At 53.5% G+C, this 13,331-nt stretch carries 16 protein-coding genes; 14 read left to right on the top strand and 2 right to left on the bottom strand.

Annotation, left to right across the window (positions count from 1 at the left end; genetic code table 11):
* Positions 1–24: 24 nt before the first annotated feature.
* A complete protein-coding gene (locus V9K67_RS21785; RefSeq protein ID WP_336726206.1) occupies positions 25–1,758 on the bottom strand; it encodes a hypothetical protein in 1,734 nt (577 codons plus the stop codon).
* A 383-nt stretch (positions 1,759–2,141) separates the two neighbouring features.
* Positions 2,142–2,303, bottom strand: a complete 162-nt coding sequence (locus V9K67_RS21780; RefSeq protein WP_336726203.1) for a hypothetical protein — start codon at positions 2,301–2,303, stop codon at positions 2,142–2,144.
* A gap of 325 nt (positions 2,304–2,628) precedes the next feature.
* On the opposite strand from V9K67_RS21780, the gene mobC reads away from it, so the two are divergent.
* From mobC to V9K67_RS21710, 14 genes are all read left to right on the top strand, one after another.
* The gene (gene mobC / locus V9K67_RS21775; protein ID WP_336726200.1) at positions 2,629–3,051 is read left to right on the top strand and encodes a plasmid mobilization relaxosome protein MobC; all 423 of its coding nucleotides are present in this window, start codon (positions 2,629–2,631) and stop codon (positions 3,049–3,051) included.
* Positions 3,052–3,130: 79 nt separating this feature from the next.
* A complete protein-coding gene (locus V9K67_RS21770; RefSeq protein ID WP_336726197.1) occupies positions 3,131–4,777 on the top strand; it encodes a relaxase/mobilization nuclease domain-containing protein in 1,647 nt (548 codons plus the stop codon).
* Between the two features lie 35 nt (positions 4,778–4,812).
* Positions 4,813–5,436, top strand: a complete 624-nt coding sequence (locus V9K67_RS21765) for a ParA family protein (protein WP_336726195.1) — start codon at positions 4,813–4,815, stop codon at positions 5,434–5,436.
* A 37-nt stretch (positions 5,437–5,473) separates the two neighbouring features.
* Positions 5,474–5,908: a hypothetical protein gene (locus V9K67_RS21760; RefSeq protein WP_336726193.1), complete on the top strand. Its 435-nt coding sequence runs from the start codon at positions 5,474–5,476 to the stop codon at positions 5,906–5,908.
* Positions 5,909–5,932: 24 nt separating this feature from the next.
* On the top strand, positions 5,933–6,286 hold the full coding sequence (locus tag V9K67_RS21755; RefSeq protein ID WP_336726192.1) for a hypothetical protein: 354 nt from the start codon (positions 5,933–5,935) through the stop codon (positions 6,284–6,286).
* Between the two features lie 49 nt (positions 6,287–6,335).
* A complete protein-coding gene (locus tag V9K67_RS21750; protein ID WP_336726191.1) occupies positions 6,336–6,869 on the top strand; it encodes a hypothetical protein in 534 nt (177 codons plus the stop codon).
* Between the two features lie 48 nt (positions 6,870–6,917).
* Complete coding sequence (locus V9K67_RS21745; protein WP_336726189.1) at positions 6,918–7,235, top strand: DUF4134 domain-containing protein; 318 nt, start codon at positions 6,918–6,920, stop codon at positions 7,233–7,235.
* Between the two features lie 10 nt (positions 7,236–7,245).
* Positions 7,246–7,557, top strand: a complete 312-nt coding sequence (locus tag V9K67_RS21740; RefSeq protein WP_336726187.1) for a hypothetical protein — start codon at positions 7,246–7,248, stop codon at positions 7,555–7,557.
* Entirely contained in the window at positions 7,535–9,988 is a 2,454-nt protein-coding gene (locus V9K67_RS21735) for a TraG family conjugative transposon ATPase (protein WP_336726184.1), read from the top strand. The genes V9K67_RS21740 and V9K67_RS21735 overlap by 23 nt, the downstream gene beginning before the upstream one ends.
* The gene (locus tag V9K67_RS21730) at positions 9,985–10,644 is read left to right on the top strand and encodes a hypothetical protein (RefSeq protein ID WP_336726182.1); all 660 of its coding nucleotides are present in this window, start codon (positions 9,985–9,987) and stop codon (positions 10,642–10,644) included. Before V9K67_RS21735 ends, V9K67_RS21730 begins: the two co-directional genes overlap by 4 nt.
* Positions 10,645–10,646: 2 nt before the next feature.
* Positions 10,647–11,321 carry a hypothetical protein gene (locus tag V9K67_RS21725; RefSeq protein WP_336726180.1) on the top strand — a complete coding sequence of 225 codons (675 nt, stop codon included), beginning with the start codon at positions 10,647–10,649 and terminating at the stop codon, positions 11,319–11,321.
* Between the two features lie 4 nt (positions 11,322–11,325).
* Positions 11,326–11,997, top strand: a complete 672-nt coding sequence (locus V9K67_RS21720; protein WP_336726178.1) for a hypothetical protein — start codon at positions 11,326–11,328, stop codon at positions 11,995–11,997.
* Between the two features lie 4 nt (positions 11,998–12,001).
* Positions 12,002–12,766, top strand: a complete 765-nt coding sequence (locus tag V9K67_RS21715) for a hypothetical protein (protein WP_336726177.1) — start codon at positions 12,002–12,004, stop codon at positions 12,764–12,766.
* A gap of 41 nt (positions 12,767–12,807) precedes the next feature.
* Complete coding sequence (locus tag V9K67_RS21710) at positions 12,808–13,257, top strand: hypothetical protein (RefSeq protein ID WP_336726174.1); 450 nt, start codon at positions 12,808–12,810, stop codon at positions 13,255–13,257.
* The last annotated feature ends 74 nt before the right edge of the window (positions 13,258–13,331 follow it).

Here is a 13,331-nt window from a genome sequence, read left to right as displayed (position 1 = left end):
CCAGGCAGATATCCATTTTCCGAACTACTCTTCCTTCAATAAGTCCGGATAATGCTCCTGGATAAAGCGGTATTGTTTGGAGGTCAGGAAGATAAAACCGCTTTCCTGGCCATTGTCCACACAGTAATAAAGGCCGCCATCTACGCTATTTTCCCTTAAAGCCTTTTTGATCAATTCCATAAATTCAGGTTCAAGCCAGTCCCCTTTAAAGGGCAGGTTGGCCTGGTACTTCCTGTCCCGGAACTCAAAGCTGTACATAACCCGCTTTGCCTTTTTCCATCCCTTACGAAATTCATCCACCACGTGGGCCGGCGTAAAAGCTCCCCGGGACGCCGCTGCAAAGCGCATCGTCAGCTCCTCATAGGGATTTTCCAGGTTGCCAGTTTCCCAGTCAAACAGCACAATGGTGTTGGGAATACACAGCAGCACATCTTCAATAGACCCTACCTCGGTCAATGAAATCACTTGCCGGGCGCTGTCCATTTCCTGTTTTGTCACATGAGAAAAAAATCCCTCCCGGGAAAACTCCTCCACCAACCGATCGATACTACTCTGGCTCAGTCGGTTATCGTAGGATTCCCGGCTGAGCAAATACGGATCCTTGCTGATCTTTTCGGCTTCACCATTCCTGAGCAACAACAAGCCTACTCTTTTTTCGCCATAAGCACCCTCGCCCTTTCCCGGCAGGTTAACGGTATACAACCGGTACGACTCATTCCTTTCCGTCAGCCACTTATTGATTCCCTTATGGAAGTCCTGATCTACTTTCTGGAGCGGCAGGAGGCTATCTGCCGGTTCCGGCACCTTTTTACGATAATCATGAAAGAAGCGATGTGCGTAACGAGTATCGCCAACATCGAAATGAAGCACCAGGTCTTCGCGGATAAGGTCGCTCTCGCTTGTTTCCTCACAGCGCACCTGCAGATCCCGATACGAGAATTGGGGAATTAACTTTTGAACAGCTTGAAAAATAATGGGGTAGATGACTTGCGGGTCCGCTTCTACCTTTTCCAGGTCCACCAGGACATACCGGTGCCTGAAGGAAAGCATTTCCGGGATCGTCTTGAGCTTCAGAGGTTCATAGGAACGCAATAAAGCGTCCTTTTCTGCCGGGGTGAACAGGCCGGCATTCGCCAACATTTCGATGTATTCTGCCTGCTCGTTCTTATGAAAGTCATAATAGCGGTAATAAAGGCTTCGCTTTACCATCAGGTGCAGCAGTTCCACTTCATCTTTAACGGTGCTGTCCAGCAGTGCTTTTTTGCAGTCTTCATAAACCGCAGGGCTGATCAGGCCAATATCCCGGAAATCATTCAGGGTCCGGGTCCGGGTTTTTCCCAAAATACTGCGTTTGGGACTGATGCAGTCCACATAGGCTTTGCCCATTCCCAACTGCGGGGAAAACGACATCCATCCTTTATAAGCCAAAGAATCTTCGGCAGGGATCTTTTCCTCGAGGGCCGGTCGTTTCACCAGCCGGTCTACCTGCTCGGTGTAAAAGGCCCCCGCACAAAATTCCAGCAGGGTTTCTTTTGACAATGTATCGGAAACATAAGTCAATCCCTTCACCGTAGAGGGGAACTCGGTTTCAATTCTCCGGTCCGTAATGTTTTTCAACAGGACTTCCCTCCCTTTCTTGCTGAGGATTTCCCTCGCTACCAGTTTATTAGCATACTGTTCGGCCTCCTGGAAAGTTATCTGCTGGGCATGCATTACCGAAAACAGGAGTAGGTGGAGGGTAAGGAGCAGTAGTTTCATGGTCGTTGGTATCGAAAGCGTTATTGCCCTGCAAAGGTAGGAAACAGCCGCAGAAAGGACACTTCTGCCCTCCTTTTTTCCATGACGCTTAGCCTTAACGCAGCAGGCAGGGGTTTGGATGCTCCTCAACTTTACCGTCTTGAAGCCGCTCCTCTAAATACCAGCCACTTTTACCCATGACCCACGGTTTAAAAAAACACTGGTTTGCCGGAAGCGGAATCCAAATATCAGCGCTGCCCTGGTGGTAAGGATGGCGGAAGTAAGGCCACCCTATCAAGCCTTCTTAATTTCTTTATTACCTCATTTCCGCACAATTTCACTCGCTCATATCCTAATTTCCCAATTTCTTTATTCCTTTATTTCCTCCCTGCTCTACTTCTTAACTAACTGCCCAATACGCTTTCCCAAAAACCCATCCCTTCAGAAATATTTCTGCCTGTTTCAAAATATTTTTCTTCCGCTGTCGTTTCATTACCTGATTTACTAATTTGTGGACCATTTGTTTCACCAGCTGCCCCAGTTCTTCCTTCCTCCACTTTTCCCATCCTTACCTTACTTATTCAACACTTGTATTAACAATTGATAATCACCAATTTTCACAACAAAAATTTTTGGTCACTATTGTTTTTTGTTTTTCCTTTACACCGGAAATTGATTTACAGCTTCATCTAATCTCAAATTCTACAACAGGAATTCTTCCCTATCCTCCCATTTGAAAACGCACCCATCAATTTTACCATGTGTCCTGCACGTGTCAGCGTGTTTTGCAAGATGTGTTTTTGTAGCCCAAAAACCGTTTGACGGGCGCCTTCATGGCTCATCTAAAATACCGGCATTGAAAACGGCAGGCCTTCATATTGGTGGGATGAAATGAAAAAAAAGAACTCAAATAGCAAAGGAGGACGGCCGCCGCTTAACGAAAGCGTAAGCCTGTCCCGGGTGCTGCGCTGCCGCGTCAGCCGCGAAGAGTTTGAAAAAATCCGGTGCGCCTGCCGCGCCTCGGGCTTTCAAAAACTTTCGGCGTACCTGCGGGTGCGGCTCCTGCAAACCGAAAATCTTTACGTGGCCAGCCCGGTGCAATTTATCGGGCAACTAAGCACCCTCAGCCAGGAAATGAACCGTATCGGAAACAACATCAACCAACTGGCCCGCTACGCCAATACCTGCATGGATCAAAACCGAATCGACCCACTCGTTCTGGAATCATTCAACAAGGCGATGCTCGAATACCTCGGAACAAGGAATGAACTGATCACAACACTGAAAGCATTTTACCAGAAAGCTTCCCTCTGAAAAGCGGGAAGGCAACCTATTGTCCACCCGGAAGGGAAGGGCATATTCTGCCCTGATCCTTCCTGAACGACATGCCCGTATGATGGTCATCAAAATACTCAAGGCGGGACCCAATTTTTCCGGCATCGGCTACAGCGAACGGAAAATCGAACAGGGCAAATGCATACGGCTCGCCGCCCGCAATTTTGCTCCCCTGTTCCCAGGCGAACGGGTACCGGGCGCTCCCGAGTACACCGCCTACATGCGCCTGGTGGCGGCCACTAACCCGGCGGTGAAAAACCGGCAGTTCCATGCCGTTCTCTCTACAGAAAGGCGGCAACATTCCCCGGAACAACTGGTCCGGATCGCCGAAAAATACCTGGAGGAAATGGGTTACAGCCAAAATCCCTACCTGATCTATTACCACCACGACACGGCCAACAATCATGTTCATATAGTTACAACTCGCGTGCGCCCGGACGGTAAAAAAGTAAACGACAGCTATGAAAAGCTCCGCTCCACAAATGCCCTTTTGCGCATACTGCAGGAACTGCCCGCCCGGTATTTTGAAAAGGACCTGGTTGCTGTCCAGGCGTTCCATGTTGCCTCGGAAGCCCAGTTCCACCTGCTAATGGAAGCCAAAGGGTACAAGGTAAGGGAGGAACGGGACCGCCTATATTTTTATAAATACGGTACCCTGCAGGGAAGCGTTTCTCGCGAAGAAGTACAGGCCAAACTGGCTGGCTACCGCGCCCCGCAGGAGCAGGTAAAAGCGCTCCGGAAACTTTTCCAAACCTATTCCGCCCTGTACGAAACAGAGCTGAAGTGGGAAGGCAAACCCCTGCCGGGAAGAGGGAAGAGCACCCGCGAAGGCCGGTTCACCAGCGCCTTTTCCCAATATATGCGGTCCGCCTTCGGGCTGGAACTGGTATTTCACGCTGCGGCAAGCACGCAAATGCCTCACGGTTATACCATTATCGATCCGGCCCGGGGACAGGTGTATGGAGGCGAACAGATCATCCCCCTGGACGCACTGCTTGCCCCCGTGGATGCCAAAGAAAAGCGCAGCGCCCTTGCCCAGGTGATCAGCGAGGCCCTTAATACAGGGTTGGGCTTTGAGGGGTTGCGGGAAGAACTGAAGAAGGGAAACCTCCTTTTGTCCCGTCAGGGTGCCATCCGCGAGAAAGGGTTTTCGGAACTCCTTTTTACCCTGGAGCAGGCGGAACTAAATACCCTTTTCTACCGGGACCGATTACAGACTGCCCAACAATATTTTTTGCTGAACGAAAGGGAACGACAGGCACTGGCAGAACTTTTCGGACTGGAACCGCGGGACCTCGCGCTCAGCAAAGGAGAGCAGCCCGCACGGGCACGTTTAGCGGCCCTGGTCGGCCCCGGCTTTTATTCACCTGGGCCCCTGAAAACAACACTGGAGGCTGCTGGCATACAACTGTATCTCTCGGATGGAAAACTTTTCCTCCACGACCGCAAGCACCATGTGCTGGCCGAGGGGGACAGCTTCCTATCGTCCATAACAATATTTGAACTGGAACAGCAGGCATTGAAGGAAGGCATTCCCTTGGACAGGGATCGGAACCAGACTACTATCCACAGCCCTGTTGGCGAAACATCTATAGGTAAAGCCCCCTCTCCCTTTATTGAAACCCTATACGGTTTACAGCAAATATGGGGAGGGGACGGTGAAGAACAGGACCCGCCCAACCGCAGGCGAAAAAGAAAGCGCTGACCCAGCCACATTTTATTCACCCTCAATAAATAGCCATGACAACAATTTTCGGAAACCAAAAAGGAGGAGCGGGTAAATCGACCCACTGCATCATGTTTGCCAATTTTTTGGCCCTGGAGAAAAACGAGGAAGTGCTGGTCCTGGACCTGGACTTCCAGGAATCCGTTTATAAGCTGTGGTCCCAGTCCGGGCCACCGGGGGAGAAAAGACCCTACGAAGTGGTCCGCGTGGAACTGGAGCACTACGCCGCCATCAGCAGCAAACTAGAGGCGGCAGGAGGCTACATCCTCATTGACCTGCCCGGCCGCGTGGACGACAACAACCTGATCCCCGTCTTCCAGGAAGCTGACCTGTTTATTTGCCCCTTCCGCTATGACAAGCTGAGTTTTGAAAGCACCATGGTCTTTGCCCAGGTGGTCCGGCAGCTGAACCCCAAAGCGCCCCTGCTGTTCCTTCCCAACCAGGTCAAACCCAATGTCCGCTACGAAGGAAAAATGCTGGCCAATGAGCGCCTGTCCATCTTCGGGAAGGTCATCGAGGAAGTTCCGGATCGCATCGGGCTCCAGCGCATCAACACCACTGTCCTCCCGCCCGAACTGCTGGACTTTTTGAAAGGCCCGTACACCACCATATACGAGGACCTGCGATTCATCGCTTGAGGCCCTAAAATATAATCAATACAAAAACTGCCTATCTATGACACCCAACAAAAGCCTCAGTATCAAAGACATCGCCAACGCCCTGAAGGGAGAGGTACCTGACGGAACCTCAGGATCGAAGCCGGCCATTATGTCGGCGGTACCCGACCGGGACATAGGTGACGATAACATAGAAATCAACGATGAAGAACCAATAATAAACGGGGCAAAGGACTTTTCCGCTCTAGGTAACCCGGAACTATTCATCACCAACGTAAAAAAGTGGAAGATGACATCAGAAACCAAATTAATGGAAGTGGACGTCTTCATCATTTCCTTCTTTGGAAACCTGAAGGCCATCACCAACATCCCGGCGAAGAAATTCATCAACTACCTCCTGGCTTATTACCTGGCCGGGAACCCGGAACTGGAAAAGTACGTGCACGCCAAGATGAGGGCCAACGCTCCCTCCAAACACTTCCGCAACCTGTAGCCTTCACCATTAAATTCTACCACTATGTCCTGGAATAATTTCCTGTTGTTGATCAGTGTCATTTACCTGCTGTATTACTCCATCCTGATCGTGTACGACAAGCTGAAAAACCCCGCCCTCCTGCAAGCAAACGGTGCCGGCGGCCAGGAGTTCGATGTACAGGACTTCCTGGGCGAGCAGCCCGTTCAGGTTACCGCCGAGGCCGTGCAGTCCCCTGCCGAAGCATTCCAACCCCGGGAAGCCAAACAACCTTCGATGGATGCCGCCTCCATTGGCGGGGCTGTCGTCAGCTATGGCATGGACATGAAGGAGCTTGTCCGGGCTGCCCAGGAAGGCTCAATTCAACACACCGCTGATGTCGATTTCGGAGTCTCTTAACCCCTTATGCGGCAAGGCCTCTTTCCTATTTCTCCAAAAAACTTCGGTTATGAAAAAAAATGTGATTACCCGATTTATCCACCGCGAGATGGCCGCCGGGACCGGGAATGGCACCACACTTCCCTATGTAATCCTGCTCCTCCTGCTGGCCGGCACCCTGACGTACCTGGTAAATGGTCCCCTGGACTACCTCCTTGCCCGCTACCCTCCAACCCTGTACTGGGCCCTGGTACGGCTGGCTACCTACCTGTGGGCCACCCTGGCCCTCTGCGTGACCTTTGCCCTGCTGGCCCGCAGCTGGAAGCCCCGCCCGGAGCAGTACCCTTCCCCCGCCGGGTTCCACCAGGCCAAAGCCCTCCGGCTGGTCTTTTTCGCCCTGCCCCTGCTGATCGGGGCACTGTGCCTTGGCATCACCCTGTTGGTGTGCGGCTGCATCCTGGTCGACTACTTGCTGGGCACGGGCAGCGCTGTTGTCCCGTTCTGGCTGCTGGAGCAGCCGCTGCTGTCCCTGATGCTGCCGGCCTGCGCAGGCAGTGTCCAGACCTACCGTGTGGCCCTGAAAGCGCCAGCCGGGGAACCGTGATATCCCCTTTCCACAAAACCCATTAATCAACGGATAAAAACATCCCTTATGGTACTTAATAGTTTCCCTTCTACCCGGAAGGCAGCCCTTGTGCTATTGGCCCTGATGCTTACCTGTCCCTGCCTGTACGCGGGCAACGGGGCGGCGGGCATCAATGCCGGCGCGGCAGAAATCAAATCTTATTTCGACCCGGTCTCTAACCTGACGCTGGCCATCGGGGCGGTGGTCGGCCTGGTCGGCGGCATCGTCATCTACGTGAAATGGAATGGCGGCGACCACAACATCGCCCGGGACGTCATGGGCTGGGGCGGAGCGCTGGTCTTCCTCATCCTGGTGGCCGTGGTCGTCAAAGCCTTTTTCCTTTAATCCCCATTTTATGGCAGCAAAAAAGACCTTTCCTGTCTACAAGGGCCTGCAACGCCCCCTGGTGTTCCGCGGCTTTAAAGGCAAGTATATCTTCTGGGGCATCGGCTCCGTGGTGCTGGCCGTGGTGGCCGGCGGGCTGTTAAGCGCCGCCGTCTCCCGGCTGCTCGGGTGCTTCGTGATGGTCCTGCTGCTGGCAGGGGGCCTGTACTATACCTCCCTTCGCCAGAAGAGGGGCCTATACAACCGGAATGTCAAAAAAGGGGTGTTCATCATTCCACCTCACCACAATACTTCTAACTATGGCAAGGCACAACGTCTTTAACTCGCCCTATATCCAGCCCCTGGAGGAGGCCGCCTTTACCGTGCTGTTCACCAGGACCGGGGACCATTCCGTCATTATCCGGGTGGACAACCCCGCCCTTCAGTTCTGTGCCGACCCGGAACATTACCTGGAGTTCCACCAGCTGTTTCAAAATGTTTTGAAGATCCTGGGACCGGAGCACATTTTGCAAAAACTGGACATCCTTTCCCGCAAAACATTCAGCCCGGTCCCCACGGAAGATTACCTATCGCAGAAGTTCAACGAGCATTTTGACGGGAGGCAGTATACCGAGATCGAAACCTACCTGGTGGTCACAAGGACGGTCAAAAGCACCCAGCAGGCCGCCGATGAAAAAAGGTACCGGCAATTCCTTGCTATCATCCAGAAAGTCCTGGACCTGCTCGAACACCGCCACCTCTGCCCGCACCCACTTAAATATCCCCAGTTCTGCAACCTCTCCCGCCGGCTGGTCAACCTCTCTTTCAGTTCCCCCACCCTGGCGCTGGACAACCTGGAGGTTTTTGACACCCACATCAAGGTCGGGGACGATCTCGTCAAGTGCATTTCCCTGATCGACATGGATGAACTGGCCCTTCCCGGCTCGGTAGCACCCTACCATGAGCGCGGCGACATCGGCACCGCCTTCCCGGTAGATACCATGAGCTTTTTGCACACCGCCCCGGGCTTCCAGACCATCGTTTACCACCAGGTCATCATCATCCCGGACCAGGGGGCTACACTCAGCGCACTGGAGCTCAAAAGGCGGCGCCACATGGGCATCCCCGACCCGGCCAACCACCTCTCCATCGAGGACATTGACCGGCTGCAAACCGACGTGGCCCGGGACAACCAGCTGCTGGTGCAGGCCCACTTCACCCTCATCCTGAAGGCTGACCCGGACCATATGGGCCGGCTCACCAACTACATGGAGAGCGCCCTCTTTGCCCAAGGCATCGTCCCGGGCCGCAACAGCCGCAACCAGCTGGAGCTGCTGCAGGCCTCCCTGCCCGGCAATGCCGGCTCCTTGCAGAAGTACGACCGCTTCCTCACCACCGCCGATGCCGCCCTTTGCTTTTTTTTCAAGGAGCGGCTGCTGAAGGATGAGGATTCCCCCTTCCGGATCTTTTTGACCGACCGCCAGGGTGTGCCCGTGGCATTGGACCTCTCGGACCTGCCCATGGCTACCGGGCGGATCTGCAACCGGAACAAATTTGTCCTCGGCCCCTCGGGCAGCGGCAAGAGTTTTTACATGAACCACCTCATCCGCCAGTTATTGCTCTATTTGTTCGACATCATCCTGCTGGACGCAGGCCACAGCTATTCCGGCCTCTGCACCTACCTGGGCGGCCGATACATCACCTACTCGGAGGAGCACCCCATCACCATGAACCCTTTCCGCATCGAGCGGGAGGAGTTCAACGAAGAAAAACGCGCTTTTCTAAAAAGCCTGGTGGCCCTGCTGTGGAAGGGCGTGGACGGGCAATTGTCCCAGGTGGAGGATACCGTTCTTTCTTCCGTGATCAGCTCTTTTTACGCCGAGTACTTTGCAGCCGAAGAGGCCAGCCGTACACCGCTTTCATTCAACAGCTTTTTTGAATATTCGCTCAGGAAGATTGAAGATATCCAGCGGCAGGAGAATATTCCCTTCGACCTTCAGGAATACCGCTTTGTCTGCAAAAAATTTTACCGGGGCGGGGAGTACGAAACCATCCTCAACAATGATTTTGACCGGGCACTGTTCAACGAACGCTTTATCGTCTTCGAGATCGATGCCATTAAGGAACACAAGATCCTCTTTCCCATCACCACCATCATCATCATGGACGTGTTCCTTCAAAAAATGCGGCACAAATCCAACCGCAAGGCCCTGATCATCGAGGAGGCATGGAAAGCCATCGCCTCCCCGCTCATGGCTGGATATATCCTGTATATGTACAAAACAGTGCGGAAGTTCTGGGGCGAGGCCATCGTAGTGACCCAGGAACTTTCCGACATCATCGGCAACGAGATCGTCAAGGATTCGATTATTGCCAATTCTGATACGATCTGCCTGCTGGACCAGACCCGTTTTAGGGACAACTACGAGGAGATTGCCCGCCTGCTGTCGCTGAACGAGGTGGAGCGCAACAAGATTTTCACCATCAACCGCCTGGACAACCACGAAGGCCGGGGCCGCTTCAAGGAGGTTTACATCCGGCGGGGCGCCACCGGTGAAGTCTACGGGGTGGAGGTGTCCCTGTTCGAATACCTGGCCTTCACCACCGAGCGCAGCGAAAAGGAAGCCGTTCAGAAATACATTTTTGAAAAAGGAGGCTTCCAGGAAGGTCTCGAAGCCTTTGTGCAGGATTTCCAAAAGTCCGGCAAATCCCTCGAAGCCTTTGTTCAGGCGGTAAACAACCCTTCTTCCAAACTTAAAATGAGCGTCGCATGAAAACCTTTCCTATAATCCTGGCCATTTCCCTGGCGCTGCCGCGTCTCTCTTCTGCCCAGGTGGTCGTGACCGACCCGGTGCTGGCCGGGGTGGCCTCGGCCAACGGCGAGGCCCAAAACAAGCGGCTGGACGATATCAGGGAAAAGCAAACGGTCATCCAGCGCTACCAGGCGCTGGCGGTGGCCCACCTGAAAATGATCAACGACTGGCAGGACAAATTGTACAAAGGCCTCAGCCAGGTTTCCACGGCCCTGCGGGACTTGCAAAACCTGACGGAGGTCTACCAGGTTTCCCGGGACATAGTTGCCTACCAGGTGCAGGTAGCCGAGCACGCCAAGGGCAATCCCATGCTGCTGCTGGTGGCCCATAAAAGCGAGCAGCAGTTCCGGTTGCAGGCGGCCGCCCTCCTCACCTACATCCAGTCGGTGGCCCTGGGCGGAGGCGCCCACCTGCTGATGGACGCGGGGGAACGGGCCGCCATTATCCAGCGAATCCTCCGGGACCTCCGGGTGCTGCGCAGCCTGGCCTACAGCGCCGAACGCATGATGTACTGGGCGAAGCGAGAAGGCCTGTTCAAAAAGATCATCCCCTTTGCTTCCTGGGTCAGCGGCGAGGCAACCCTTGCCAAGGCCATCCTGGCCTCTTACAAATTTTAGCCATGAAAAAGTATTTCTACTATAAAATCCTGATGGCCCTTTGTGCAGCCCTTTTCGGAACTCCCATTCTTTGCCAGGAGCTGCCTGTCTGGGACATGCCGCTTACCGAAATCCTTATTGCCCACAACAAAAAGGAGTTCGAAAAGCAGCGCGACATTCGGGACAACCATGCCCGCAGCACAGCCACCCTGATCTTTACCCGCAGCCAGGGAAATACTTTTCAGCAGAACGTGGCAAAAATCCATTCCCGGCTGACAAGCATTGCGGGGCTGGTGGCAGCAGGAAGTGTGCTTTTGGAAGCTCCGGCCATTATCCGGGACATCAAAAGCTACGAGGAGGAAGGGCTTAGGGAAGCCTGGAAAGCCGCGGCCTTCCTGCCGGTAGCCTACGCCTCCCAGCGCCAGCTTGTTGAACGGTCCAGAAAACTCCTGCGCTTCGTGGAGCTGCTCATTCTGACCGCTTCCGATATCAATGCGCTCCGGCAGGGGGACCGAATCCTGATCGCCCACCACCTGATTACAGAGCTGCGCGTATTGCGGGGCATCGCCTTTGGCTTTTTGTGCGAGATGCGCATGGCTGTGCAGGGCGACGGCACCCGCAGAACGTATCCCTGGCAGGATTACATCGAGGCGGACAAAAAACTGGCAAAAGAAATCCTGGACCACTTCAAATTTTAGCGCCATGAGCAAAACTTCTTATTTCCCTTTCCTGGCATTCCTGCTGCTCGCCCTTTCAGCGCGGGGGCAGGTAGTAATCATACCCAAAACAGACAAAGGCCTTACCAGGGCCTGGATCGAGAACGGGGTGAACAGTTCCCTGGCCGACAATCTCCTCATGGACCGGTGGGGCAAGATCCGCGACGCCAAAAGGGCCCAGCTCCAGAACCTGGCCATTGTCGATATGGTACAGGAACGTATCCACCGCTCCCTTACCCGGGTAGACCAGGCTATCCGGCAGGGCCGTGCCGTCCTGGAAATTGGCGTCCTCCTGAAGGACATTGTTTCTTACTCAGTGGAATCTGCGGAGGAATCCCGGGGGAATCCTACCCTGCTCCTCTTTGCGGAAAAGGCAGCCCGGGATTTCAAGAAAAGAGGAATGGACCTGGCCTTGTACCTGGAGGGATTTGTCCTTAAAGAAAAAGACGACCTGCTGATGAACGCAAGCAAGAGGGACCTGCTGATCCGGCACATTTTGGAGGAGCTGCGGGTGATGCGCGGGCTGGCCTATACCGTCCGGCTTACCGTCCGGTGGGTAGCTCAAAACGGCATTCTTCGCCAGCTGAATCCCTGGCAGAACTACTGGGACAGCGACCGCAGGCTGGCAAGGGAGATTCTGGCAACCTATAAATTTTAGTATTATGCGAAAACTTCTGTTGATCCCCTTTTCCTTAATGGCCTTGCAAGCCCCGGCCCAGGTGCTTAAGGCCAGGGACAATCCCAATATCGGGCAGACCTGGAGAATGGTGCACAAGCGCTGGGACTACTGGAAGCCCGGGGGCGCCAGGGGCTTTTTTTACTGGCAGTTGCTCCATGGCGAGTACCGAAACGGCGAGGACCTGCGGCCCTTGTCTCTACATGGACCCTATACAAAGGCCATCGGATTGATAGCACTCCAGGTACCTGAAGAAAATTCATATGAAAATTATACAGCCAGTATAAGGGACAAGCATATTTCCGAGGACCTGAATAACCAAGGCGGTACGGCAGATCTTCCCTGGAACTTTTATTACAGGGAGGTATTTGATGATTTTCAGAAAGAAAGCGATCGGACGCTTACCCTGCTTTTGTCCACCGGCCATGCAAAAGCGGTCCAATGGCTGGTCCGCAGCCATCAACTTGCCGGCTATGAGCATTCCAAAGGAATCCTGGTGGACCGCATCCTGGCACTTCACAAAGCCTACCTGGACCGCGGCAGCCGCATCCTGGCTTACCAACGGCTGGCCGGGGAATTCGAGGCACTGAACCAGTCTTTCCGCCTTATGGTACACGGGGCTATCCTGGTAGGCAAACTTCCTTTTCAAAACGCCCGGGAAGCCCTTCCCTTCCTTACCCGGCTTTACCAGAAGGAACATCAAAAAAACGAATCGGCAGCTCAATACGTATGGCGGGTTTGGAAGTTTTGACGAACAAACACAAGTATCTATAACCCCTAAAAATCATGCAAATGGAAGAGATAATGAATGCTACCATCCTCGACTTCCTGGCGGGCTACAAGGAAAAGCTCGCCACCATGTATGAGGATTACATCGCCATTGCAACCGGCCTTTGCGCCATTTTCGCCCTCATTTGCTTTTCCTTAAAGGCCTATGAAATGATGGTGGGCGACCGGCGGCTGGAAGTCCTTTCCCTTTTCCGGCCTTTTGCCCTGCTCATGGTCATCCTGTACTGGACGCCCTTTATTGAAATGGTAAGCCTGCCCGGTAAAGTGGTCATGGAAAACGCAAAAGAAAAATACGAAGCCAACATTGTCGAAATCAATTCCGCTGAAGCCCAGCGTCAAAAGTACATGGTGGATGTCTACCAAAGACTTCTTTTCGGGGCTAAGGAAGCAAAAGAAGCGGAAGACATTTCCAACCAGACGGCGGATGAAAAAATCGCGAACATGGGAAAGTGAAATACTCCCAAGTCTTCGGACAATTTCTTGATGTTGCTAAGAGATGATTTTCGGCGCTTTAAAATGAATGATTG

This window comes from Huijunlia imazamoxiresistens (genome assembly GCF_037132455.1).
Lineage (GTDB): Bacteria > Bacteroidota > Bacteroidia > Chitinophagales > Chitinophagaceae > Flavisolibacter > Flavisolibacter imazamoxiresistens.
Note: the sequence above shows the minus strand (reverse complement) of the source record. Positions and strands in the feature narration are given on the sequence as shown.

What these genes read in the sequence shown, in the direction of transcription:
- V9K67_RS21740 (WP_336726187.1), top strand. Translation starts at nt 7,246, where the DNA reads ATGGCAGCAAAAAAGACCTTTCCTGTCTACAAGGGCCTGCAACGCCCC.
- V9K67_RS21765 (WP_336726195.1), top strand. Translation starts at nt 4,813, where the DNA reads ATGACAACAATTTTCGGAAACCAAAAAGGAGGAGCGGGTAAATCGACC.
- V9K67_RS21750 (WP_336726191.1), top strand. Translation starts at nt 6,336, where the DNA reads ATGAAAAAAAATGTGATTACCCGATTTATCCACCGCGAGATGGCCGCC.
- V9K67_RS21715 (WP_336726177.1), top strand. Translation starts at nt 12,002, where the DNA reads ATGCGAAAACTTCTGTTGATCCCCTTTTCCTTAATGGCCTTGCAAGCC.
- V9K67_RS21710 (WP_336726174.1), top strand. Translation starts at nt 12,808, where the DNA reads ATGGAAGAGATAATGAATGCTACCATCCTCGACTTCCTGGCGGGCTAC.
- V9K67_RS21755 (WP_336726192.1), top strand. Translation starts at nt 5,933, where the DNA reads ATGTCCTGGAATAATTTCCTGTTGTTGATCAGTGTCATTTACCTGCTG.
- V9K67_RS21760 (WP_336726193.1), top strand. Translation starts at nt 5,474, where the DNA reads ATGACACCCAACAAAAGCCTCAGTATCAAAGACATCGCCAACGCCCTG.
- V9K67_RS21745 (WP_336726189.1), top strand. Translation starts at nt 6,918, where the DNA reads ATGGTACTTAATAGTTTCCCTTCTACCCGGAAGGCAGCCCTTGTGCTA.
- V9K67_RS21730 (WP_336726182.1), top strand. Translation starts at nt 9,985, where the DNA reads ATGAAAACCTTTCCTATAATCCTGGCCATTTCCCTGGCGCTGCCGCGT.
- V9K67_RS21785 (WP_336726206.1), bottom strand. Translation starts at nt 1,758, where the DNA reads ATGAAACTACTGCTCCTTACCCTCCACCTACTCCTGTTTTCGGTAATG.
- V9K67_RS21780 (WP_336726203.1), bottom strand. Translation starts at nt 2,303, where the DNA reads ATGGGAAAAGTGGAGGAAGGAAGAACTGGGGCAGCTGGTGAAACAAAT.
- V9K67_RS21735 (WP_336726184.1), top strand. Translation starts at nt 7,535, where the DNA reads ATGGCAAGGCACAACGTCTTTAACTCGCCCTATATCCAGCCCCTGGAG.
- mobC (WP_336726200.1), top strand. Translation starts at nt 2,629, where the DNA reads ATGAAAAAAAAGAACTCAAATAGCAAAGGAGGACGGCCGCCGCTTAAC.
- V9K67_RS21720 (WP_336726178.1), top strand. Translation starts at nt 11,326, where the DNA reads ATGAGCAAAACTTCTTATTTCCCTTTCCTGGCATTCCTGCTGCTCGCC.
- V9K67_RS21770 (WP_336726197.1), top strand. Translation starts at nt 3,131, where the DNA reads ATGATGGTCATCAAAATACTCAAGGCGGGACCCAATTTTTCCGGCATC.
- V9K67_RS21725 (WP_336726180.1), top strand. Translation starts at nt 10,647, where the DNA reads ATGAAAAAGTATTTCTACTATAAAATCCTGATGGCCCTTTGTGCAGCC.